The sequence below is a fragment of the Methylobacterium indicum genome, from assembly GCF_017347565.1.
GTDB lineage: Bacteria > Pseudomonadota > Alphaproteobacteria > Rhizobiales > Beijerinckiaceae > Methylobacterium > Methylobacterium indicum.
Genome location: NZ_AP024145.1, coordinates 3593828 through 3616490, shown reverse-complemented (window position 1 = coordinate 3616490; position 22663 = coordinate 3593828). Strand labels below are relative to the sequence as shown.

The 22663-nt window shown below is 71.0% G+C and carries 24 protein-coding genes; 11 read left to right on the top strand and 13 right to left on the bottom strand.

Annotated elements, in window-relative coordinates; genetic code table 11:
• Nucleotides 1-591: 591 nt before the first annotated feature.
• Nucleotides 592-2280, top strand: coding sequence for a methyl-accepting chemotaxis protein (locus miv_RS16970; protein ID WP_207177884.1), 1689 nt, complete (start codon nucleotides 592-594; stop codon nucleotides 2278-2280).
• A 70-nt stretch (nucleotides 2281-2350) separates the two neighbouring features.
• Here the strand turns inward: miv_RS16970 and miv_RS16965 are convergent, their stop codons facing one another.
• The 8 genes from miv_RS16965 to hrcA all read right to left on the bottom strand — a co-directional run bounded on the left by miv_RS16965 (nucleotide 2351) and on the right by hrcA (nucleotide 9914).
• Complete coding sequence (locus miv_RS16965) at nucleotides 2351-2902, bottom strand: PH domain-containing protein (protein WP_131800358.1); 552 nt, start codon at nucleotides 2900-2902, stop codon at nucleotides 2351-2353.
• Between the two features lie 205 nt (nucleotides 2903-3107).
• A complete protein-coding gene (locus tag miv_RS16960) occupies nucleotides 3108-3689 on the bottom strand; it encodes a hypothetical protein (RefSeq protein WP_048461641.1) in 582 nt (193 codons plus the stop codon).
• Nucleotides 3690-3771: 82 nt separating this feature from the next.
• Nucleotides 3772-4041: a cell division topological specificity factor MinE gene (gene minE / locus miv_RS16955; RefSeq protein ID WP_048461642.1), complete on the bottom strand. Its 270-nt coding sequence runs from the start codon at nucleotides 4039-4041 to the stop codon at nucleotides 3772-3774.
• A complete protein-coding gene (gene minD, locus miv_RS16950; protein ID WP_207177883.1) occupies nucleotides 4038-4853 on the bottom strand; it encodes a septum site-determining protein MinD in 816 nt (271 codons plus the stop codon). The genes minE and minD overlap by 4 nt, the downstream gene beginning before the upstream one ends.
• 168 nt (nucleotides 4854-5021) lie before the next feature.
• Nucleotides 5022-5726, bottom strand: coding sequence for a septum site-determining protein MinC (gene minC, locus miv_RS16945; RefSeq protein WP_048461603.1), 705 nt, complete (start codon nucleotides 5724-5726; stop codon nucleotides 5022-5024).
• 80 nt (nucleotides 5727-5806) lie between these two features.
• Nucleotides 5807-6658 (bottom strand): tellurite resistance TerB family protein, encoded by an 852-nt coding sequence (locus tag miv_RS16940; protein ID WP_207177882.1) that lies wholly within the window; start codon nucleotides 6656-6658, stop codon nucleotides 5807-5809.
• A 182-nt stretch (nucleotides 6659-6840) separates the two neighbouring features.
• Nucleotides 6841-8685: a DEAD/DEAH box helicase gene (locus miv_RS16935; RefSeq protein ID WP_207177881.1), complete on the bottom strand. Its 1845-nt coding sequence runs from the start codon at nucleotides 8683-8685 to the stop codon at nucleotides 6841-6843.
• 122 nt (nucleotides 8686-8807) lie between these two features.
• Nucleotides 8808-9914 (bottom strand): heat-inducible transcriptional repressor HrcA, encoded by a 1107-nt coding sequence (gene hrcA, locus miv_RS16930; protein WP_048427015.1) that lies wholly within the window; start codon nucleotides 9912-9914, stop codon nucleotides 8808-8810.
• Between the two features lie 218 nt (nucleotides 9915-10132).
• Between hrcA and miv_RS16925 the strand changes: the two genes are divergently transcribed.
• The 3 genes from miv_RS16925 (at nucleotide 10133) to rdgB (ending at nucleotide 12194) form a co-directional block, all read left to right on the top strand.
• A complete protein-coding gene (locus miv_RS16925; protein WP_244496731.1) occupies nucleotides 10133-10462 on the top strand; it encodes a hypothetical protein in 330 nt (109 codons plus the stop codon).
• Nucleotides 10463-10848: 386 nt separating this feature from the next.
• Nucleotides 10849-11562 (top strand): ribonuclease PH, encoded by a 714-nt coding sequence (gene rph / locus miv_RS16920; protein WP_048427016.1) that lies wholly within the window; start codon nucleotides 10849-10851, stop codon nucleotides 11560-11562.
• The gene (rdgB, locus tag miv_RS16915; RefSeq protein WP_207177880.1) at nucleotides 11562-12194 is read left to right on the top strand and encodes an RdgB/HAM1 family non-canonical purine NTP pyrophosphatase; all 633 of its coding nucleotides are present in this window, start codon (nucleotides 11562-11564) and stop codon (nucleotides 12192-12194) included. Before rph ends, rdgB begins: the two co-directional genes overlap by 1 nt.
• An 82-nt stretch (nucleotides 12195-12276) precedes the next feature.
• Here rdgB and miv_RS16910 read toward each other — a convergent pair whose 3' ends face one another.
• Nucleotides 12277-12702 carry an organic hydroperoxide resistance protein gene (locus miv_RS16910; RefSeq protein ID WP_048427018.1) on the bottom strand — a complete coding sequence of 142 codons (426 nt, stop codon included), beginning with the start codon at nucleotides 12700-12702 and terminating at the stop codon, nucleotides 12277-12279.
• Between the two features lie 222 nt (nucleotides 12703-12924).
• On the opposite strand from miv_RS16910, the gene miv_RS16905 reads away from it, so the two are divergent.
• Nucleotides 12925-13407, top strand: coding sequence for a MarR family winged helix-turn-helix transcriptional regulator (locus tag miv_RS16905; RefSeq protein WP_048427019.1), 483 nt, complete (start codon nucleotides 12925-12927; stop codon nucleotides 13405-13407).
• A 25-nt stretch (nucleotides 13408-13432) separates the two neighbouring features.
• Here miv_RS16905 and miv_RS16900 read toward each other — a convergent pair whose 3' ends face one another.
• Nucleotides 13433-14272 (bottom strand): aldo/keto reductase, encoded by an 840-nt coding sequence (locus miv_RS16900; protein WP_058620220.1) that lies wholly within the window; start codon nucleotides 14270-14272, stop codon nucleotides 13433-13435.
• A 287-nt stretch (nucleotides 14273-14559) separates the two neighbouring features.
• Here miv_RS16900 and miv_RS16895 point away from each other — a divergent pair, with 287 nt between their 5' ends.
• The 4 genes from miv_RS16895 (at nucleotide 14560) to miv_RS16880 (ending at nucleotide 17782) form a co-directional block, all read left to right on the top strand.
• Nucleotides 14560-15738, top strand: a complete 1179-nt coding sequence (locus miv_RS16895) for a methionine ABC transporter ATP-binding protein (RefSeq protein ID WP_058620219.1) — start codon at nucleotides 14560-14562, stop codon at nucleotides 15736-15738.
• The gene (locus miv_RS16890) at nucleotides 15728-16393 is read left to right on the top strand and encodes a methionine ABC transporter permease (protein ID WP_048427022.1); all 666 of its coding nucleotides are present in this window, start codon (nucleotides 15728-15730) and stop codon (nucleotides 16391-16393) included. The genes miv_RS16895 and miv_RS16890 overlap by 11 nt, the downstream gene beginning before the upstream one ends.
• 46 nt (nucleotides 16394-16439) lie before the next feature.
• Nucleotides 16440-17219: a MetQ/NlpA family ABC transporter substrate-binding protein gene (locus miv_RS16885; protein WP_058620218.1), complete on the top strand. Its 780-nt coding sequence runs from the start codon at nucleotides 16440-16442 to the stop codon at nucleotides 17217-17219.
• 305 nt (nucleotides 17220-17524) lie between these two features.
• Nucleotides 17525-17782 (top strand): hypothetical protein, encoded by a 258-nt coding sequence (locus miv_RS16880; RefSeq protein WP_058620612.1) that lies wholly within the window; start codon nucleotides 17525-17527, stop codon nucleotides 17780-17782.
• 145 nt (nucleotides 17783-17927) lie between these two features.
• Here miv_RS16880 and miv_RS16875 read toward each other — a convergent pair whose 3' ends face one another.
• The 3 genes from miv_RS16875 to miv_RS33740 all read right to left on the bottom strand — a co-directional run bounded on the left by miv_RS16875 (nucleotide 17928) and on the right by miv_RS33740 (nucleotide 20471).
• Nucleotides 17928-18137, bottom strand: a complete 210-nt coding sequence (locus miv_RS16875; protein WP_048427024.1) for a hypothetical protein — start codon at nucleotides 18135-18137, stop codon at nucleotides 17928-17930.
• A 206-nt stretch (nucleotides 18138-18343) separates the two neighbouring features.
• Nucleotides 18344-20167 (bottom strand): cation:proton antiporter domain-containing protein, encoded by a 1824-nt coding sequence (locus miv_RS16870; protein ID WP_048427025.1) that lies wholly within the window; start codon nucleotides 20165-20167, stop codon nucleotides 18344-18346.
• A gap of 178 nt (nucleotides 20168-20345) precedes the next feature.
• Nucleotides 20346-20471: a hypothetical protein gene (locus miv_RS33740; protein WP_274534361.1), complete on the bottom strand. Its 126-nt coding sequence runs from the start codon at nucleotides 20469-20471 to the stop codon at nucleotides 20346-20348.
• A 381-nt stretch (nucleotides 20472-20852) separates the two neighbouring features.
• Here miv_RS33740 and miv_RS16865 point away from each other — a divergent pair, with 381 nt between their 5' ends.
• Together miv_RS16865 and miv_RS16860 are read left to right on the top strand one after the other, a co-directional pair.
• Nucleotides 20853-21437, top strand: coding sequence for a DUF2147 domain-containing protein (locus tag miv_RS16865; RefSeq protein WP_048427026.1), 585 nt, complete (start codon nucleotides 20853-20855; stop codon nucleotides 21435-21437).
• 541 nt (nucleotides 21438-21978) lie between these two features.
• The gene (locus miv_RS16860; RefSeq protein WP_048427027.1) at nucleotides 21979-22482 is read left to right on the top strand and encodes a Ros/MucR family transcriptional regulator; all 504 of its coding nucleotides are present in this window, start codon (nucleotides 21979-21981) and stop codon (nucleotides 22480-22482) included.
• The last annotated feature ends 181 nt before the right edge of the window (nucleotides 22483-22663 follow it).

Below are 22663 nucleotides of genomic sequence, written 5' to 3'. Positions count from 1 at the left end.
GACACGGAGATCCGCGCGGCGAACGACGCGCCGGCGCGCGAGAAGACCATCCTGCGCGGGATCTCGCAGGCGCAGGACAAGAAGTTGGTCGTCGGACAGAAGATACGGCGCAACCGTTCCGTCCGTCGATCCGCCGCTCCGTCTCGTCCATGGCCGTGTTCCGTCGTCGCAGCCCCGCCGCAGAGGGCCGAAGATGCGCAACGACGGGCGATGCAGGCGGCCAACGGACGGGACCGGCGATGGCTTCGCGTCGATGGCGATCCGTCTCCGGGCGCGGAGCCGCCAGGATTTCGGAACGATGGGACGCGGCTCCAGCCGGTTTCGTCCACGAGCATGCGACAGGACGATCCTCGGATCGTGTCGTCGCTCCAATCGTTGCCGTGCCGCGCCGACGGATTGCAACCGCCAGTAGTTGAATAGTAGATTGTTCATAAAATAAAACCAGGGGTATATTACCAATTTTTCCTGTTCTCACTCTTATCTTATATATTTCTCAGTTGGCGAAATCTCAAAGTAGGAACTTTGTTAAGAAATAAATCTTATCAACGGCCACGTCATAGTTTGGAACGACGTCGGGTACTGGATTCTACGATGGTCAAGCTCAGCATCGGGCGCAAGCTGGCGCTGTCCTCCACGGTCACGGCATTGTTCGTCGGCGGCGCCGTCTACAACCAATGGTCCAGCAACACGGAGATCCGCGCGGCGAACGACGCGCTGGCGCGCGAGGAGACCATCCTGCGCGGGATCTCGCAGGCGCAGGTCGCCGTGGCCCGGATCCAGCTCAACCAGAAGACCATGGAGTTGGCGCGCAACGCCACCGCCTCCGACGCGGCGGCCGCCGCTGCGCTTGAGGAGGCACGCGGAGTCGCGGCGGCCCTCGAACGGCCGATCGCGGTCGCACTCGAACCCGAGATCCTGCGCGAGAGCGCGCGTGCCGTGAGCGACCTCGCCGCCGAGGTGCAGCGTTACGCCGACGCCGTGCGGGTCGATCCCTATGGCCGCCAGTCCGACCCGGCGGCAGCCACCGCCTCGCGCGAGGAGATCGCGACCCTGATCGAACGGGCAGAGACGACGATCGGCAAATCCGTCGCCAACGCCAACCGCCTCACCGAGGCCGCCATGACGGCGGCCTCCGAGCGGATCGACTCGGCCACCCGCCTCGGCCTCCTGGCCGGGGCCGCCATGCTGCTCAGCCTGCTCGGCGCCGCGATCCTGCTGATGCTCAACATCCAGCGGCCCCTCTCGCGCCTCGTCGCCGTGCTCGAGCGCATGGCCGCCGGCGAGATCGACGCCACCATCGCCGAGGCCCGCCGCAACGACGAGATCGGCGCCCTCGGCCGCGCCGTCGAGAGCATCAAGGCGATGGTCGCCCGCAAGGCCGCCGAGGACCTGGAACGCCGCCAGATCGCCGATGCGGCCGCCGCCGCCGCTCGCCAGACCGCCATGACCGAACTGGCCGACGGCTTCGAGACCGCGGTCGGCGGCATCGTCGGCGCGGTCTCGTCCTCGGCCTCCGAGCTTCAGCTCACCGCCCAGTCGATGACCGCCACCGCCACCCAGACGGCGGCGCAATCGACCAGCGTCGCGGCGGCGGCCGAGGAGGCGGCGACGAATGTCGGCACGGTGGCGGCGGCGGCCGAAGAACTCGGCGCGTCGATCTCGGAGATCGGCCGCCAGGTCGCCGGCTCGGCGCAGCTTGCCCAGAAGGCGGTGTCGGAGGCCGACCACACGACGCAGTTCGTGCAGGCGCTCGGCCAGACCTCGGCGAAGATCGGCGACATGGTCGGGCTGATCTCGAACATCGCGAGCCAGACCAACCTGCTGGCGCTGAACGCCACCATCGAGGCGGCCCGGGCCGGCGAGGCGGGGCGGGGCTTCGCGGTGGTGGCCGCGGAGGTCAAGGAACTGGCCAACCAGACCGCGCGGGCGACCGACGAGATCGCACGCCAGATCGGCGAGGTGCGGGACGTGACGGACCAGACCGTGGGGGCGATCGGCACGATCACGGCGCTGATCCGGGAGATCGACGTGGTGGCGGCCTCGATCGCGGCGGCGGTGGAGCAGCAGGGTGCGGCGACGCAGGAGATCGTGCGCAACGTGTCGCAGGCATCGGTGGGGACGAGCGCGGTGACCGGCAACATCGCCGGGGTGGCGCAGGCCTCGGAGACGACCGGGATGGCGGCGACGCAGGTTCTGACCTCGGCCTCGGCCCTGTCGCGCCAGTCCGAGCATCTGACCGCGGAGGTGCACCGGTTCCTGGCGACCGTCCGGGCCGCCTGATCCGGCGCTCGAACCGTGATGCGGCCGGCCCGGGAGCGATTCCCGGGTCGGCCAACTCGGCTCGACGGGGTCAGCGGCGCGACCGGCTCTCGATCAGCGCGTAGACCGCATCGGGATCCGGGATCCCGATGAATTGCGGCGTCGCATCGAGCGTCGGCGTCCACAGGCCAAGACCGGCGCCGAAATTGTTGTTGTATGTCCGCAGCTCCGGCGCGCCGAACACGATCGTGCCGGTTCCATCCGGGTGGTTCTTGATCTCGACCTCGGGCAGGTGCGCGAGGTCGAGGGAGGTCCGCTTCGGCCACAGGCCGTCCCGTACGATCAGGATGCGCCGGTCGGTCACCGCGTAGGAGAGGTGCCGGCGCAGGTACCGGTCCACGACGAAGCGGCCCACCAGCATGTAGAGCCCGGCGGCCAGGAACGGGAGGCCGAGCAACTGGGGCACTGGCCCCATCCCGGCCTCCCAGGCCCTGGCCGTCGCGACCAGCAAAGAGCCGGTCCAGAACAGGCCGAAGGGAATCAGCGCGAGATCGATCCAGCGCAGCATCACGCCGGAATACGGCTTGCCCTGCCAAAGAATTCGCTCGTCGGCGAGAAGCTGTGGCGCAACCGTTTCGTTCATCATCCCTCCGCGTCGTCGATCATGTCTGCGCAGCGCCGTGACGAGGCAGACAGTCATAGATCGGACGACGTTCGTCGGGAAAGCCTGACGCTGCGGGACGGCAGATGACCGAGGACCGATCGATGACGCCCGGTCCGCCTGCCGGTCCGCGCCGCGACGAGCGGTGAAACGCCGGGCTCGCGACATGCCCCGGCGCGGCGTGGGGTCAGGCCTTCGGGGCCTCGTCCTCGGGCGGCGCGTCGGGGGGCGGTGCGTCCGGGGGCGGCGGCGTGTCCGGGGCTGGCGGTGCCGGTGGGACGTGGTCCTTGCGCCACTGGGCGAAGAGGCTCTGGAGCACCGCCACGGTGTCGCGCACGGCCTTCGCCTCGTCGTCGACCGAGACGCCCTCGGAGACCGAGTTGCGGGTGGTGAGCACCGCCCGCTCCTCGATCTCGGTCAGGCGCTCGAGGAAGTCGGGGCGCGCGGCGAGCAGATCGAGGGCGTCGCCCATGGCGGTGGCGAGGGTCGTGGCGAGGAGGCCGGCGGTCGCGACGTCGCCGACCGAGGCCTCGTAGGGCTCGGGGACTTCGTCGTCCTCGTCCTCGTCGGCCTCGGCCGCCGCCTGGAGCCCTTCGACCAGGGCCTCGACGATCTCGACCGCGGTGTCCTCCGGCACGGCGAGCCGCACCGCGACCTCGACGTCCTCGCCGCTGAACCCGGCGGTGCCGAGGGTGACCTGGAGGATGCCCGGGCGGCGCAGGCTCAAGGCCATCAGGGTGTTGGCGTAGATGGTGGGCGCGTCCGGCATGACCTCGACCTCTTGCGGTCGGGCGCCGCAAACCCGGCGCCCGACCGCCCTATAGGATGCTCTCGTCGCCGATGCGACGGGCTCAGGCGCTGGCGAGCCGGGCGACCTTGTTGTCCGGCAGCTCGATGTCGACGCCGAGCGTCGAGACCGCGTCGCCCCGCTCCATCGTCACCTTCACCTTGTCCTTGTCGATGGCGACGTGCTTGGCGATCACCGCCAGGATCTCCTCGCGCAACACCGCCACCAGGTCCGAGCGCCCGAAGGCCGTCCGCTCGTGCGCCAGCAAGATCTGAAGACGCTCGCGCGCCACCGGCGCCGTCCCGCGCCGCGACAGGAAGCTCAGCAGGTTCATGCTGCCCTCCGCGTGAACAGCTTGCCAAGGAGAGACCGCTTCTCGGACGGCACGGTCATCGCCACCGTCTCGCCCTTGAGGCGGCGCACCGCGTCCGCGTAGGCCCGCGCCGGTGCGCTCTGCGGCGCGTTCAGCGTCACCGGGCTGCCGAGGTTCGAGGCCTTCAGCACCTCCTCGCTCTCCGGGATCACCGCCAGAAGCGGGATCGACAGGATCTCGAGAACGTCGTCGATCTTCAGCATCTCGCCGCGCTCGGCCCGGCCGGGGTCGTAGCGGGTGAGGATCAGGTGCTTCTCCAGCCGCTCGCCCTTCTCGGCCCGCTCGGTCTTGGAATCGAGCAACCCGATGATGCGGTCGGAATCGCGCACCGAGGAGACCTCGGGGTTGGTGACGACGACCGCGATGTCGGCGTGGCGCATGGCGAGCGTGGCGCCGCGCTCGATGCCGGCGGGGCTGTCGCAGATCACCCAGTCGAATTTTTCGCGCAGCTCGCCGATGACGCGGGCGACGCCCTCGTCGGTGAGCGCGTCCTTGTCGCGGGTCTGGGAGGCGGGGAGGAGCGAGAGGGTGTCGAGGCGCTTGTCGCGGATGAGGGCCTGGGGGAGCTTGGCGTCGCCCTGGACGACGTTGATGAGGTCGTAGACGACCCGGCGCTCGGCGCCCATGATGAGGTCGAGGTTGCGCAGGCCCACGTCGAAGTCGACGACGCAGACGCTCTGGCCGGTCTTGGCCAGGGCGGCCCCCAGAGCGGCCGTCGTGGTGGTCTTGCCCACCCCTCCCTTGCCGGATGTCACCACGATGACCTTGGCCATTGGACCCCCTTAACCGATCGAATTGCGAAGTCGCGGCCGGCGCGGCCGCTGCGTGTGTTTTCTTTCGAGATCCGTCCCCGGCGGGTGGCCGGAGCGGGGTGCGACGAGAGCGTTTTCGGACGAGGCGGGCACCGGTTCGTCGATAGAAAATGCAGCAAAATCAATATTCTAGTCGAGGGCTGCCGCCTTCATCGCGTCGCCTTCGAGCCAGACCTGCACGGCGCGGCCGCGCAAGGACGGGTCGATGTCGTCGGCGATGCGGTAGAGGCCGTCGATCGCGAGCAGTTCGGGCTCGAACTTGCGGCAGAAGATGCGGGCGCCCGGAGTGCCGGCGGCCCCCGCGATGGCGCGCCCGCGCAGGGCCCCGTAGATGTGGATCGACCCGCCGGCGATCACCTCGGCGCCGGAAGCCACCGAGCCCATCACCGTCACGTCGCCCTCGGGGAAGAGGATCGCCTGGCCGGAGCGGACCGGGCTCTCCAGCATCAGCGACTTCGCGCCCGTCACCCGCTCGACGGGAGCGGCGGGCGGCGCCTCGCCGGGCATCGCCACCTCGCCCGAGGGCCGGCCGCCGTTGAGCGGCGGCGGCATCCCGGGGCCGAGGGATCCCGCCCCGGCGCCCTCGATCCCCATGATCGGGATCTCGCGCGCGTTGAGGGCGGCCACCAGATCCTTGAGCGCCTCCCGGCTCGGGGCCAGGGCGGTCACGTCGAGGATCACCGCGCGGCCGGCGAAGAACGCCGGAGAGCGCTTGGCAAGCGCGTCGAGATCGGCGAGCCAATCCTCGATCGGCGCCTCGGGCGCGAGCACGACCGCCAGGAACGAGCGGCCGCGGAAGCGGATCGGTGGGCGGGGTGGGGTCTGGCTGGTCACAGGTTTACGACTCGTTACCAGCCCATCAGGCGCGCCGGATGGTTAGCGAATGGTTAACGCCGGTAACGAAGTCTTCACCTTTACGGTGAGGCGGCGGCGAGCGTGGCCTCGATGTGGCGCGCAAGCCCCGGATCGAGCCCGAGCCGCCGGGCGAGATGGTCGAGATAGGCCCGCTCCTGGGCCGTGTCGACGCTGATCGCCATCAGCGAGGCGGTGTAGAGCTCGCTCGCCTGTTCCGGGCTGCGGGCGAGGCGCGCCACCGCTTCGACGTCGACGGGTGCGCGCAGGGCATCCATCAGGAAGGCCTTGTCGTCGGCGTCGAGCGCGTGCCGGTCCATCTCGCCGAAGATCCGCCGCTGCTCGTCGGCGTCGATATGGCCGTCGGCCTTGGCGGCGGTGATCATCGCGATCAGGAGCGCGCGGGCCCGGTCCTGCTCGTCGGCCGCCGAGGCCGGGGCGAAGCGGGTGCCGCCGAGCATCCGGGCCGCCTCGTCGGCGGAGGGGATGAAGCCGGCCGCCCGCGGGGCAGCGGTGCCGCGCTGCCCCTGGTTCGCCTGCCAGCTCTGGTAGGCCTGATAGGCCAGGGTGGCGACGAGGGCGAGGCCGCCGACCCGGCCGGTGGAGCCCATGCCCCTACCCATGCCCCTACCCATGCCGGGTATTCCGAACCCGCCTCCGAACCCGCCATGCCCACGCCGCCCGCCGAGGACGAGCGAGGCGAGGCCCCCGAGGATCGCCCCCTTGGCGCCGCCCCCGCCGAGGGACCGGGCGACCTGTTCGAGGGGGGAGGGGGCATGCCCGGACTGGCCCTGGCCGTAGGGCGCTTGACCGGGATGGCCGCCGAAGGGACCGCTGGCAAAGGGACCACTGGAATGCCCGCCCCGGGGCGCGCCGCCGAGGAACTGGTCGAGCAGGCGCTTGGCGTCGAACATCTGGGGGCTCCTCCGGTCGGAGCCGACGAGATGGGGAGTAGGGGCAGTCCCGCAAGGGCTGCGAGGGAACGGCAGCGGCGGAAGTGTCACGTCGTATCGCCCAGTCGAGCGCATTCCCCTCTCCCCCACGGGAGAGGGAATCCCGCGCCTTTCTGGCGCTCGGGTTTGTCAGATCAACGTCGTCACCCCGGCCGCCGCTCCATTCCCGCCCAGCGCCGCCGCACGCTCCAGGCGTAGCGGGTGTCGCCTTCCAGGAGATGCAGGTGGTCCTGCAGCCGGTTGCGCTCCAGCCAGGCGAGCGCCGATTCCAGCTCCTCGGCCGTCATCGCGGCCCGGCTCTTGTTGCCGAAGAGGCGTTTGAGCACCGCGTTGTAGCGGTGGGGCAGGGGCGCGCCGCCGGGGCGCCGCAGCTCGGCCTCGTCGTCCACCGCCTGCGCCGTCACCATGGCGGCGACCCGGGCGCGCAGGGCCCGCTCGATCCGCGACGGCGGCACGGCGACGGCGTCGCCGTCCTTCGCCTCGGGGCGGGCGAGGGCGACCGAGGGGCCGGGCCGCAGCATGGCGTAGCGCAGGCCGAGCGCGTTGCTCTCCAGCGGCACGATGCCGTCGTCGGTCGGCGCCGGCGGTCGCGGCTCGGGCGAGCCGGCGCCGGCCGGGCGCTTGCGCGGGCGGGTCGCGGTCGCCTGCTCGGTCTCGATCCGGGCCCGGAACTGGGCGAAGAGCGGGTCGTCGGGGTGGAAGACCAGGGCGTGCTGGTCGGCATAGTCGCCGGCATGGGGATCGACCCGGGTCGCCCGGGCGATCATCTGCTCGAGCCAGGGGCGCGAGCGGATGTGGGTGAGTGCCGCCACCACCGCGACCTCGGGGGCGTCGAGCCCCTCGTAGGCCATCGCCACCGTGACCAGCACGGCGGGTTCGGGGGTGAGGCGGAAGGCGGCCAAGGCCGCATGGGCGTCGGCCTCGGCCGAGGTGGCGATGCGTACGTCGCGGCGTGCCTGCTCCTCCGGCATCCAGGCCTGGAGCATGGCGTGGTAGCTCTGCGCGCTCGCCTGGTCGGGGGCGACGACCAGGAGCTTGCCGAGGCCGCGCACGGCATCGGTGCCGCGCAGGCCGCGCTGGCGCCGCCGCTCGGCCCGCAGGCGGCGGGTAGCGAAGAAGGCTTCCCGCAGGAGGTCGCGGGCGAACCCGGTGCGGAGCGCCGTGAACAGGGCCGGCCGGGTCGTCGCGCTCGGACCCGACCCCGAGAGCCGGTGCGGGCCGACCCGGGCCTGACCGGAGGTGCGCCCGCCTTCCAGCCAGCTCGCCTCGCCGTCGAGGGCGCCGAAATTGACCGGCAGCACGGCCTTCTCGGCCAAGGCCTCGGCCCGCGAATAGCCGATCACCGCCCATCCCGGCGCGTCGATGTCCGGCGTCGGGGCGCCGTTCTCGGTGCGGTAGGGCAGCCACAGGATGCGCCGGCCGTCGGCCCGCTCCAGGGTGCCGGAGAGCAGGAGCCGCAGATGCGCGGCGCGAAACAGCGGCAGCAGCGCCTGGCTCCAGGCCGCGGCCTCGGTTCTGGCCGCCTCGCCCCCGGCATCCCCCTCGGCCAGCGCCGGCAGGTGGTGGACCTCGTCGACGACGAGGAGGGTGCGGTGGCGGCGCATCTCGGCGAGGTGCAGGGCGGGAGCGGCCGCCACCGCCTGGTAGGTGGTCACGTAACCGGAGAGCCCCCGGCTCGGATCGGGCGAGTTGTCGGCCGCCCGCACCGAGAGATCATGACCGAGCGCCGCCCGCCAAGCCGGATCGGCGAAGGCTTCCTCCGCCTGGAGCCGCAGGGAATCCCGCGGCACGATCCAGACCACCCGCTCGACGATCCCCGCGGCGATCAGCTTCGAGGCGGCGATGACCGGCAGCAGCGACTTGCCGCCCCCGGGCGTCACCGCGGCCAGGATGTCGCCGATGCCCGATGCCTCGCCGCGGGCGAGCGCGGCCACGAGCTCGGACAGGCTGCGCTGGTGGCTGCGCAGGGGGCGGGACGGGGCACTCAAGGTGTCAGGGAATCACGGACCATCCCCCGACCATGACGGAGCCGGTCGCGCTTGTGAATCCGGGGGACAAGCGGGATTTTCGCGTTTCCCACACCACAAACCGGTTGCGCCGCAGGCGTGGTTCAGCCGCGCCCGCGCTCCAGCATCCGCGACACTACCCGGGCGGTGAAATCGACCATCGGGACGATGCGGGCGTAGTTGAGCCGGGTCGGGCCGATGACGCCGACGACGCCCACGATGGTCTGGCTGCCGTCCCGGAAGGGGGCCGCGATCATCGACGAGCCGGAGAGCGAAAACAGCTTGTTCTCCGAGCCGATGAAGATCCGCACGCCCTCGCCGCCCTCGGCGCGGGACAGGAGGTCGATCACGTCCTTCTGGCTCTCGAGGTCGCTGAAGAGCAGGCGGATGCGCTCCAGGTCCTCGGCCGCCCGCAGGTCGTCGAGGAGGTTGGCCTGCCCCCGCACGATGAGCTGGCGCTCCTCGCTCGGACCGACCGAGCGGGCCAATCCCGCATCGACCAGGCGCTCGGTCAGTTCGTCGAGCTCCTGCTTCATCGCCGCCCGGGCCGCCTCGATCTCGCCGCGCACCTCGCCGAGGGTGCGGCCGCGGATGCGGGCGTTGAGGAAGTTCGAAGCCTCCTGGAGCGCCCCCGCCGGCAGGCCGTGCGGCAGGTCGAGCAGGCGGTTCTCGACCGAGCCGTCGTCGGAGACCAGCACCACCAGGGCGCGGCCGGGATCGAGGCGCACGAACTCGATGTGGCGCAGGCGCGGGTTCTGCTTGGCCGTGACGACGACGCCCGCCCCGCGCGAGATGCCCGACAGGAGCACGGAGGCTTCGGTCAGCGCGCTCTCGAAGGTGTGGTGGCGCGAGGCGGCGGCGCGCATCTGCGCCTCGATCCGGCCCTTCTCCTCCTGGCCGACATCGCCGAGTTCGAGCAGCGCATCGACGAAGAAGCGCAGCCCGTGCTCGGTGGGAAGCCGCCCGGCGCTGGTATGGGGGGCGTAGATCAGCCCGGCCTGTTCGAGGTCCGACATCACGTTGCGGATCGAGGCCGGGGAGAGCGCCATCGGCAGGATGCGGGCGAGGTTGCGCGACCCCACCGGCTCACCGTTGGAGAGATAGCTCTCGACGATCTGCCGAAAGATCTCCCGGGACCGCTCGTTGAGCTCGGCAATGGCACGGGCCTGCCCGGAACCGACCGGCAGGGGTGGAAGATCGCGCGTGTTCATCAACCCTACGGGAGCCTGACTACCCCTCACTGTGAGGCGCCGCCGCGCCGGGCGCAAGCGGACGGGAAGCCGCGCGAGGCCGGAATCGCGGAGTCCGCCCGCGTCTAGCGCGTCACGCCTGAACGGGGGCCGACACGCGGTCTCACGACGCGTTCAGCCCGCCGGTCCCAGAGTGCCGCCATGCCCGCAGCGATGCGGCGGAACCAACGGAGGCGGACATGCTGACGATGCGCGATCCCGTGAAGGCCGGCAGGCGGCTCCTCGCGGCAGCGGCCCTGGTGGCGGGCGGTCTCCTCGCCGTCGGTGCGGCCGAGGCGGCGCCCTTCGCACCCGGCGCGGCTCCCGTGACCGAGGCCGGGGTGGTCCAGGTGCAGTACGGCCATCACCACGGCTGGGGCCACCGCCATCACGGCGGTTGGGGACGGCACCATCATCATCACGGCGGCTGGGGCCATCATCGCCGCCACCACGGCTGGGGCCATCATCACCACCGGCACTGGGGCCATCATCACGGCCGGCACCATCACCGGGGCTACGGCTACTATTGATACCGTTTCCGGAAGATTCCTTCCGGAAACGGTATGACAAACCCGCGCGGCGCTCGAGCGAAGCCGAAATCCGCATCGCGAAGCGATCAATCGGATTCCCTATGAGCCGATCGCCGCCGGACATCCCCCGATCATGGGATCCTCGCGGATTCCCCTCTCCCACGCGGGCGGAGGGAAGCCCGCTCGATTGATCGAAACTCGATTCGGAAGGGAGCCGTGGACGATCGGGCGTACAACCGCGACCCCACCCCCGCTTCTCCGGACATCCTCTCCCACCCGGCTCCCCACCCGGCTCCTCTTGCCGCTCCCGACAGCAGCGCCTAAGAGCGCGCGACCTCGCGATCCCGCGTCGCGCCGTCGCGCGCCGCTCTGCACAGGAGTTGCCCATGCGCCCCTCGAAGCGCGCCCCCCACGAGCTGCGCAAGGTCACCCTGGAGCGGGGCGTCTCGCGCTACGCCGAGGGTTCGTGCCTCGTGACCTTCGGGGAGACCAAGGTGTTGTGCACCGCCTCGCTGGAGGAGCGCGGGCCCGGCTGGCTGCGCGGCTCCGGCAAGGGCTGGGTGACGGCCGAGTACAGCATGCTGCCGCGCGCCACCCACGACCGCAACCGGCGCGAGGTCAATGCCGGCAAGCCCTCCGGGCGCACCCAGGAGATCCAGCGCCTGATCGGCCGGTCGTTGCGCGCCGTCGTCAATCTGCCGGCGGTGGGCGAGCGCCAGATCGTGGTCGATTGCGACGTGCTCCAGGCCGATGGCGGCACCCGCACGGCGGCGATCACCGGCGCCTGGGTGGCACTCCACGAGTGCTTCACCTGGATGCGCGGCCGCTCGATCATCTCGGTCGACCCGATGCGCGACCACGTCGCGGCGATCTCCTGCGGCATCCACAAGGGCACGCCGGTGCTCGACCTCGACTACGCCGAGGATTCCGGCGCCGAGACCGACGCCAACTTCGTCATCACGGGCAGCGGCGGTATCGTCGAGGTGCAGGGCACGGCGGAAGTGAAGCCCTTTTCCGAGGAGGAGTTCCTGAGCCTCCTGCGGCTCGCCAAGGCGGGCGTCGCCGAGCTGGTCGCGCTCCAGAAGCAGGCGATCGCCTGATGGGACGCCTCCTCTCCGGGCGGGTCGTGATCGCGACCCACAATGCCGGCAAGCTGCGCGAGATGCGCGAGTTGCTGGCCCCCTTCGGCGTCGAGGCGGTCTCGGCCGGCGAGCTGAACCTGCCCGAGCCCGACGAGACCGGCACGATGTTTGCCGAGAACGCCGCCATCAAGGCGCGGGCGGCGACGAACGCCACCGGCCTGCCGGCCTTCGCGGACGATTCGGGGCTCTGCGTCGACGCCCTCGACGGGGCGCCCGGCCTCTTCTCGGCCCGCTGGTCCGGCGGCTCCAAGGACTTTTCCGGCGCGATGGTGCGCATCGAGCGCGAGCTCGCGACCCGCGGCGCCACCGACCGGCGCTCGCACTTCGTCTCGGCCCTGGTCCTGACCTGGCCGGACGGCCACGAGGAGCTGTTCGAGGGCCGGGTCTTCGGCGAGCTGGTCTGGCCGCCGCGCGGCGACAAGGGGTTCGGCTACGACCCGATGTTCAAGCCCGACGAGTCTCCGCTGACCTTCGGCGAACTCTCGTCGGAGGAGAAGCACGGCATCGATTGGGACAGGCGTGAGGCTCTGTCGCACCGCGCCCGCGCCTTCCTGGCGCTCGCCGCCGCCTGCCTGCGCCGGCCCGACTGACCTGCGAGAAAGGCGCCCGCTCCGGGAGGAGGGGCGCCTCGAAAGGAGACGGGCGGCGTGGAGCCGCCCGGACTCCGAAGGATTACGCGACCGTCAGGCCGACATCGACGTTGCCGCGGGTGGCGTTCGAGTACGGGCACACCTGGTGGGCCTTCTCGACCAGCGTCTCGGCGGTCGCCTTGTCGAGGCCCGGCAGCGAGATGGTGAGGTCCGCGGTGATGCCGAAGCCGCCCTCGGAGCGCGGGCCGATGCCGACCTTGGCGGTCACGGTGGTGTCGGCCGGGACGGCGATCTTCTCCTGGCCGCCGACGAACTTCATCGCGCCGAGGAAGCAGGCGGCGTAGCCGGCCGCGAAGAGCTGCTCGGGGTTGTTGCCGGCGCCGCCGGCGCCGCCGAGCTCCTTGGGGGTCGACAGCTTGACGTCGAGGCTGCCGTCCTGGGTCTGGGCGCGGCCGTCGCGGCCGCCGGTCGCAGTCGCCTGGGTGGTGTACTTCACGTCGACGGACATCGGACTTCTCCTGCTGTCGGGGCGGCCGTGCTCCCGGGACGGGTCGATCCCGGGCGGTCTCGGATCCGCCGTGGCGGCTTCTTAGGCCAGTTTCTCATTGTGCGCAATTTGATTTTTGCGCAACGATACCGATATGATGGGAGATGGCGCTTGCCGATGCGGGGTCGTGTCGGGCGCTCCGGCGGTCGGGCCCGCCCGACGGAGTACCTCGAGGAGCGGGACATGTCCGAGATCGATGCCGGCGCCGATGGCGCCGACGCGCTGCACCTTTCCAGCCAGATCTGCTTCGCGGTCTATTCCGCCGCGCACGCCTTCAACCGGATCTACAAGCCCCTCCTCGACCGGCTCGGCCTGACCTATCCGCAATACCTGGTGCTGCTGCTGCTCTGGGAACAGGACGGGCAGACGATGAAATCTCTGGGTCAGCGCCTCTATCTCGATTCCGGCACGCTGACGCCGCTCCTCAAGCGCCTGGAGGCGGCGGGCCTGGTGCACCGGGCCCGGGACGTCCAGGACGAGCGGCTGATGCGCATCAGCCTGACCGAGGCCGGGGCGGCCCTGCGTGACAAGGCGATGCCGTTCCCCGACGAGATCGTCTGCGCCTCCGGCCAGCCGGCGGACCGGTTGATGGCTCTGCGCGACGAGATCCTGGCCCTGCGCGACAGCCTGCACGCCTCCGCGGCGCCGGATCGCGGGGCGGCCTGACGACGGCAGGCTCCGGCCGGCGTCCCTACAGCATCGGCAGGTGCCGCGGCTTCGGGCCGCGCGGGAAGGCGGCATCGATCCGGGCGAACTCGGCGTCGCTCAGGGTGAGGCTGCCGCCGCCGGCATTCTCGGCCGCGTGGGCCGGGCTCGACGCCTTCGGGATCGCCAGCACACCGTCCCCCCGGGTCAGCGCGGCGAGCGCCACCTGGCGGGGCGTGGCGCCATGGCTGTCGGCGATCTCGGCCAGGACCCGACCGCCGGGCGTCGCCGGTCCCGGGAAGCTGTCGTGGCCGAACGGGCTGTAGGCCACGACCGCGACGCTGTTCCGCCGGCACCAGGGCAGCACCGCATGCTCGATCGCGCGCTCCTCCAGGTGGTAGAGGACCTGGTTGCAGGCGATGCGGCCGGGACCCGCCACGGACAAGGCCTCGTCGAGGTCGTCGGCGTCGAAGTTGCTCACGCCCCAGGACAGGATCTTGCCCGCCCGCACCAGGTCCTCGAAGGCCGCGAAGGTCTCCGAGAGGGGATGGGGGCCGCGCCAGTGCAGGAGGTAGCAGTCGAGCCGGTCCGTGCCGAGGCGCCGGAGCGAGCGCTCGCAGGCCTCGATCGTGCCGCGGCGCGAGGCGTTGCCGGGCAGCACTTTCGAGACCAGGAACACCTCGTCGCGCCGGTCGCCGATCGCCTCGGCGATCAGCGGCTCGGCCTCGCCGTACATCTCGGCGGTATCGACGTGGCTCATGCCGACGTCGAGACCGCGATTCAGGGCGGCGGCCGCCACGGTGGGCTCGCCCTGGTCGAGGTACCAGGTTCCCTGCCCGATCACCGGCACCGCGGGCCCGGCATGTCCGAAGGGTTGGCGTCGCATCGCGCACTCCTGCGAGCCCCGTCCTGGGCCGCGCGGACCCGGGAGGGCAAGGGCGGAGCAAGGAGAATGCACGGTTTTCCGCACCCCGTCGCGCGGCCCGGGCGTTGACGGGAGCGAGGCCACGCGAAAAAAGCTCTTCTCTCCCGGCGTGTTCTTCAAAAAGAACATTCCGGTTGACAGAAAGTCCGGTTCTGGGGTTCTGTGCCGGCCGCCATCCGGCTCGAGACACCCCGCCGAAGGACCCCGATGACCGCCACCGTTTCCCCGCCCGCCCGGACCCGCGTGCCGTGACGGCCCCCGTCCGCGTGCCGGTGCCGGCGGACCTGAGCGGCCGGCTCGATCCCCGCGACGCCCTCGTGCGCCTCGAAGGGGTGGCGAAGACCTATACCGCTCGCCGCGGTGCCGGCGCCGTGACGGCGCTCGAGGACATCGACCTCTCCGTGCCCCGCGGCCGGGTGCTCGGCGTCATCGGCCGCTCGGGCGCCGGCAAGTCGACGCTGATCCGCCTCGTCAACGGGCTGGAGCGGCCGAGCCGCGGCCGGGTGATCGTCGGCGAGGCCGAGATCTCGAGCCTGTCGGAATCCGCCCTGCGGCGGGAGCGCCGCGGCATCGGCATGATCTTCCAGCACTTCAACCTGCTCTCGGCCCGTACCGCCGCCGGCAACGTCGCGCTGCCCCTCGAAGTGGCCGGCACCGACAAGGCCGCGATCCGCGCCCGGGTGGCCGAACTCCTCGATCTCGTCGGGCTCGGGCCCCAGGCCGACCGCTACCCGGCGGAGCTGTCCGGCGGCCAGAAGCAGCGCGTCGGCATCGCGCGGGCGCTCGCCACCAACCCGAAGGTGCTGCTCTCCGACGAGGCGACCTCGGCCCTCGATCCCGAGACGACCCGCTCGATCCTCGACCTGCTGGGCCGGATCAACCGGGAGCTCGGCCTGACGATCCTGCTCATCACCCACGAGATGGCGGTGATCCGGGCGATCGCCCACGAGGTCGCGGTGCTGGACGGCGGCCGCATTGCCGAGAGCGGCGACGTGTTCGAGGTCTTCACCCGGCCGAGAGCCGCGATCACCCGCACCTTCTTCGACGAGGAGACCGGCCGCACCCTGCCGCCGGCGCTCGCCGCGCGCCTCACGCCCGGCCCGGTCCCCGCAGGGCAGGGCGACGGCAAGCAGGCGGTGCTGCGCATCACCTTCCGGGGCCCGCACGCCACCGACCCGGTGCTGGCCCAGCTCACCCGCGACCTCGACATTCCGGCCGGCATCCTGTCGGGCACCGTCGACGAGATCGCCGGCCGTCCGTTCGGCACGCTGGTGGTCGGGATCCCGCCCGACGCCGCCACGGTGACCCGCGCGACCGAGTTCCTCGCCGCCCGCGGCCTCGACGTCGAATGGCTCGGCACCCTCGACCTCGCCGGCTGGCAACGGACCGCCGCGCCCGGCGCTTCGGATTCGTCTCATGTCGCCTGAATTGACCCGCCTCCTCGTCCAGGCCACCCTCGACACGCTGCAGATGGTGGCGGTCGCGGCCGCCATCGGCACGCTCGTCGGGCTGCCGCTCGGGGTCTTCCTCGCCACCAGCGGACGGGGTGAACTGCTCGCCGCGCCCTGGGCCAACCGGGTGCTCGGCCTCGTCGTCAACGCCACCCGCTCGACGCCGTTCATCATCCTGGTGGTGGCGATCATCCCGTTCACCCGACTGATCGCCGGCACCTCGATCGGCACCAGCGCCGCCACCGTGCCGCTCACCGTCGCGGCGATCCCCTTCATCGCCCGCCTCGTCGAGGGCGCGGTGCGGGAGGTCGATGGCGGCCTCGTCGAGGCGGCCCGGGCCTTCGGGGCGAGCCCGCTCCAGATCGTCCTCAAGGTGCTGATCCCCGAGGCCCTGCCCGGCATCGTGCTCGGCCTCACCCTGGCGGTGGTGTCGCTGATCGGATTCTCCGCCATGGTCGGCGCCGTCGGCGGCGGGGGTCTGGGCGACCTCGGCATCCGCTACGGCTACCAGCGCTTCATGCCCGAGATGATGCTCGCCGTCGTGGTGGTGCTGATCGTCCTGGTGCAGCTGGTCCAGACCCTCGGCGACCGGCTGGCGCGGCGCATGAACAAGCGCCTGCGCCACGGCTGACCCCCCCTTCCGTCCTCTTTCGATCGTCCCCCGGAGCGTGACCCCGATGCTGCGTAGCCTCACCCTGGCGGTGCTCCTCACCGCCGCCAGCCTTCCCGCCCTCGCGCAGGGCCAGCGCGTGCGCGTCGGCGTCACGCCGGGCCCGCACGCCCAGATCCTCGAGGCGGTGAAGCCGATCGCCGCCAAGAAGGGCCTCGACCTCCAGGTCGTCGAGTTCTCGGACTACGTGGTGCCGAACGAGGCCCTGTCGTCGGGCGAGCTCGAGGCCAACTCGTTCCAGCACCAGCCCTATCTCGACAACCAGAAGGCCGATCGCGGCTACAAGATCGAGAGCGTCACCCAGACGGTGAACTTTCCGATGGGCGTCTACTCGAAGCGCCACAAGAGCTTCGACGCGGTGCCGGCGGGCGGCACGGTGGCGATCCCGAACGACCCGACCAACGGCGGCCGCGCCCTGCTGCTCCTGCAGGACAAGGGGCTGATCAAGTTGAAGCCCGGCGTCGGCTTCAAGCCGAGCGTCGCCGACATCACCGAGAACCCGAAGCGCCTGCGCATCGTCGAGGTCGACGCGGCCCAGACCCCGCGCTCCCTCGACGACGTCGACGCGGCGGCGGTCAACACCAACTACGCCACCGCGGCCGGCCTCAAGCCCGGCGACGCGATCCTGAAGGAGGAGCCCAAGGGCCCCTACGTCAACGTGATCGCGGTGCGCAGCGTCGACAAGGACAAGCCCTGGGTCGCGACGCTCGTCGAATCCTACCGCTCGCCGGAGGTGAAGGCCTTCATCGAGAGCAAGTTCGGCGGCGCGGTGCTCACCAGCTGGTGAGCCGGCCGCTCGCGGTCTGCAGCATTTTCCGACGACGTGGATGCCGGTTCGTCGCAGAAAATGCGGCTGGATCAAAGATCGAGAAAGCTTCGCGATGGCAGCGCGATCGTGACGCGCTCGAGGGAGCCCGGCGGGGGAGGGGGCCGGCCGCCGGCCGGGCCCTTCGCTCCCAGTGCCCGGTCCCGGAAGCCCGCTCTCCACAGGAGATAACAGGGAATCAAGCGGGGCCATGAAACCAAACCCGGCCGTGTGCGTCTTCTCAGCACGGCCCGACTTGACGGGCTGCCTTATTGTCGAGGTGCCCGATGAACGTCCTCAAGTCCTGCCTGGTCGCGGCAGTCCTCACCGTCGCCGCCGCTCCGGCCTTCGCCCAGGGCGGCTCGCCCTACAACAATTCCGGCTCGCAGGCCGGCGGCCCGCTCGGCGGCGTGCAGCGCGAGATGGGTGCTCCCGGCGGCGCCCCGGCCATGCGCATGGCCCCGCGCCAGTCCATGCAGCCGACCATGCGCCACAAGCGCATGATGAAGCATCGCCGCATGCACCGTCACCACCACGCCCGCTGATCCCGTTCCACGAACGAGATCCAGCCCTGTTTCGGCGCGCTCGCCCGGCGGTTCTTCCGTCCGGCGGGCGCGTTTCGTCTTGGCCGAAGCGCCGGCGAACGGCCTTCGGATCGTCATGGGGGGATCGCAGGGCGACCGGCTCTGCTCAGAAGCCCCCGGTGCGCCACAGGGCGATGGCCGCCGCGACCAGACCGGCGAGCCAGGCCCCCGCGACGAGCGCGAGGTTGCGCCGACGCCCCGGGGCGGGCCGGTTGTCGTTGGCGGCGCGCCGTGCACGCAGGGCCGCGGCGTAGCCATGGGTGGCTGCCGCGATCGTGGCCGGACGGACGGAGGCGGTCTTGCGCAGGCTCGTCATGGGCGAATCGTGCTCGGGCATTCTGAATAGCATGGGCCGACGCCGAAGGTGAGCCGACCGAACGACGCAAGACCTCGTCCATGTCCGGGATGGACGAGGTAACGGTCACATGTCGCACCGACGAGCGTCGTCGCGCGACGGGGCCGGATCCTGGGCTGGATCCTGGGCCGGATGGTGCCGCCGGCGCGGTCCTCGATCACGCTTCCTTACGATTCCGCCTGCGCCTCGCGGTGAGGGCGCAGTTCCGGGGCGCCGAGTTCGGGCTCGGCCTCCACGACGGGCTCGGCCCGGCTCTCGGCCCGGCTGGTGTCGATGAAGAGGCGCGCCTCGCCCTCGCCGAGGCCGAGGCTGCGCAGGGCGTAGAGCGCCATGCCGAAGCCGACCTCGCGCTCGGCCATCAGCACCAGGCCGACCTTTTCCTCCTCGAGGCTGCGACGCTCCGTGTCGCTGTGGGTGCGCACCACCGTGTCGATCCCCGGATTGGCCTCGCGGGCGATCTCGATCAGGCGGCGGGCCTGATGCGAATCCGGGCTCGCCACGACCAGCAGGCGCGCCCGTCCGACATCGGCGGCGTCGAGGATCCCGGGCGCGCCGGCATCGCCGAACACGGTCGCGATCCCGGCGCCGCGCAGTTCCTCGACCCGGCGCCGGTCGCGCTCGACCACCACGAAGGGCAGCTCCCAGGCTTCGAGCGCCTTGCCGATCGCGCCGCCGACCCGGCCGTAACCGACCACCACCGCGTGGCCTTCCCGGCCCTTGTCGTGGGTGGCCATCGCGATTTCGTCGCCGCCGCGCTCGAACCGGGCGGCGAGCCCCGGCCGCGCCTCGACGAAGCCGGCGAGGCGGCTCAGCGCGGCGAAGATCAGCGGATTGAGGGTGATCGACAGGAGGGAGCCGGCGAGGATCAGGTCGCGGCCCTCCGGCGGCAGCAGCTTCAGGCCGATCCCGAGGCTCGCCAGGATGAACGAGAACTCGCCGATCTGGGCGAGGCTCGCCGCGATGGTCAGCGCCGTCGAGAGCGGGTGGCGGAAGGCGAGCACGATCGCGACCGCGGCGAGCGACTTGCCGACCAGGATGACCGCCAGGGTGGCCACCACGGCGAGCGGCTCGCGCAGCAGGATCGTCGGGTCGAACAGCATGCCGACCGAGACGAAGAACAGGACCGCGAAGGCATCCTGCAAGGGCAGCGAATCGGCGGCGGCCTGGTGGCTGAGGTCGGATTCCGCCAGCACCATGCCGGCGAAGAAGGCGCCGAGCGCGAAGGAGACGCCGAACAGCTCCGCCGAGCCGAAGGCGATGCCGAGCGCCAGCGCCAGGACCGCCAGGGTGAACAACTCGCGCGAGCCGGTACGGGCGGCCTGGTTGAGGATCCAGGGCACCACCCGCCGGCCGCCGGCCAGCATCACGACCGCGAAGGCCGTCACCTTGGCGAAGGTGAGCCCGAGGGTGAGCCAGATGTTGCCGTCGCCGGCGATGCCGTGCGCCGCCCCCGCGCTCTCGCCGCCGAGGGGCCCCGCGAGCGCCGGCAGCAGCACCAGGGCCAGCACCATCGCCAGGTCCTCGACGATGAGCCAGCCGACGGCGATGCGGCCCTTGTCGGAATCGAGCAGTCCCCGTTCCTCGAGCGCCCGCAGCAGCACCACCGTCGAGGCGACCGAGAGGGCGAGGCCGAAGACGAGGCCGGCGCCGAGGCCCCAGCCCCACGCAAAGCTCAGGGCCAGGCCCATCAGGGTGGCGACCGCGATCTGCACCACGGCGCCGGGCAGCGCGATCGCCCGCACCGACATCAGGTCGCCGATGGAGAAATGCAGGCCGACCCCGAACATCAGCAGGATCACGCCGATCTCGGCGAGCTGTCCGGCCAGCTCCGCATTGCCGACGAAGCCCGGGGTATGTGGCCCGACCGCGAGGCCCGCGAGCAGGTAGCCGACCAGCGGCGGGAGCTTCAGACGCTGCGCGAGCATGCCGCCGACGAACGCGAAGACGAGCCCGAGGGCGATGATGGCAATCAGCTCGGAGGCGTGCGGCACGGTCGGGTCGGCTCCTCGGGGTCTGGGGCGCCGCGACGGCGCGACCTATGACTTGCCGAAGTCTAGCAGCCTTTCCGGGTTCCCGCGGTGCTGCACCGCACCAAAAACCACGAGATCTCCCCGTAATTTCCCTGTTTCCGGACGAGGTCGCACGGCCGGTGGCCCCGGGTCGCTCGCCTCAGCGTCCGGCGGGTCGGCGGGCGGCGCCGACGGCCCTGGGCAGCCGCGGCAGGCTCGTGCGCAAGCTGACGCCCGGCCGGGCGGCGAGCACGATGACGATCGCCCCGAGGGTGGCGGAGGTCATCACGAGAAGCTCGGTCGTGAACATGCGGCAGCCCTGGCGGTGATGCGGGACGCCGCGGCGCGGCAGTCGGGAAAGCGGCGGTCGAGATCGCGAATGTCGAGATTGCCGACATCGAGATCCCATGGAGATCCCATGCGTCGAGTTCGCGAGACCCGAAATCGACAGTGGTTCGGCCTGTGCGGGATTGCCGCCCGGCGTCGCTGCTCTAGCTCGCCGCAGGAGCGGCCGGCCATGTGACATCCCGCCGTGAGGCAGCATGTCCGCCTCGGCCGCCCACGATTCCGACGCAATGGGCCGGCCTCTGGCATCCGGCCGCGCGATGCGGCATCAGCGACGGATCACGGCATGCGCGGACCGCACCGCCAGACGAGGGTGTATAGTATGAAGAAGGTCCTGACCGGGGCGCTCGTGGCCCTCGGCCTGTCCTCGGGAGCGGCGCTCGCCACCCCCAAAGACCCGAGCGGGACTTGGCTGACCGAGGACGGCCGTGCCCGCATCCGGATCGAGAAGTGCCCGAGCCGCACCGACCGCGTCTGCGGCTACGCCGTCTGGCTGAAGACCCCCAACGACGACAAGGGCCAGCCGCGGGTCGACTTCAAGAACGCCGACGCCAAGAAGCGCGGCCGGCCCGCCCTCGGCCACCAGCTCATCATGGGTCTCAAGCCCAACGCCGACAATCGCTACGAGGGCCAGATCTACAACGCCGACGACGGCAAGCTCTACGACGTCTCGATCTGGACCGAGGAGCCGGGCGAGCTGAACGTCAGGGGCTGCCTGATGGGCTTCCTGTGCGGCTCCCAGACCTGGACCCGCGTCAGCGACACCGCCGCGGGCCAGCTCACCGCCCCGACCGGTACCCCGAGCGGTCCGCGGCCCGACCCTGAATGGGCCGCCGCCGCCAAGGCCGCTCCCGCCGCTCCGGCGACCGGCAAGCCCGCGACCCCGGCCGCCGCGCCGAAGCCCTGAGGGCCTGGCGCGCGCGAGCGAGACCAAGGCGTCGGAGGATCGGCCGCGAGGCCGCTCCGGCGTGAGCCCGCCGCCGTCGTGCGGGCCTGCCGCCTCCATGCGGCCCGAAGGGCACCCGCGAGAGCGGGTGCCCTTCTTCGATTCGCGGGATCGAAATTTTTTGGTGCATCTTAAGATTGCATGGACGGCCGCGACCCGTGTGCCGTGCCGACACTACTATTGAGTAAGGCCGATCCCGGCATCACAACCGATAGTATTGATTTCGTAGGGTAACCGACCGCCGAGCTGTAACCTTGTAACAGTCATCATCGGACGGTCTTAAGTCGCCTGGCTAGGTTCGCATCGAAATCGCGGCGGAGCAAATTTTCCTTCTACAACCGCTCATGGGCAATGAAGTGCTCGCTTCACAAGCAGCACCTTGTCGGCAACGGTGTTTCGACCGCTCTTATCCGTTACAATCTACTCGCCAATAAAAAATTTCATTGACTGTTAGGCTTTTTGGCGACATGTGCAAATAAGTTTTCCAAAAAGGAGGGGCTACATGAGCGCTGACGAACTGGCACCGACCTCGCATCTGATCAATCTTTCGGCCGATATCGTGTCGGCCTACGTGTCCAAGAATTCGGTGCCGGTCGGAGAACTCGCGAACCTGATCGCGGCCGTCCATGCCTCGCTCGAGCGCGTCGCCGCTCCCCCGGCCCCCGAGCCCGAGAAGCCGACGCCGCCTGTGCCGATCCGCAAGACCGTCACGCCCGACCACATCATCAGTCTCGAGGACGGCAAGCCCTACAAGTCGCTGAAGCGGCACCTCACCACCCGCGGGCTGTCCCCGGACGAGTATCGCCAGAAGTGGGGCCTGCCGCACGACTACCCGATGGTCGCCGCCACCTACGCCGCCCAGCGGTCCGAACTCGCCAAGACCCTCGGCCTCGGCCAGATCCGCCGCGACCGCGCCGCGGCGGCCCGGCTCGCGGCGGAGAGCGCCAGCGCCAGCGACACCGCCCCGAGCCCGGCCCGCCGGGGCCGTCCGCGCAAGGGCGAGTGAGGTCTCTCTCGCGAGCGAGGGTCCCCCACGCCTGAGCGCAGCCGGCACGTGCCGCGCGAAGGCGGTCCCGCGATGGGCGCCCGGTACACGTGGCCCGATGTCGGGTCGTCGCGACCGCGCCGGGAGGGCTTAGCGGCCCGCGGACGAAAAAGCCCGCCGGGAGCGGATCCCGGCGGGCTGA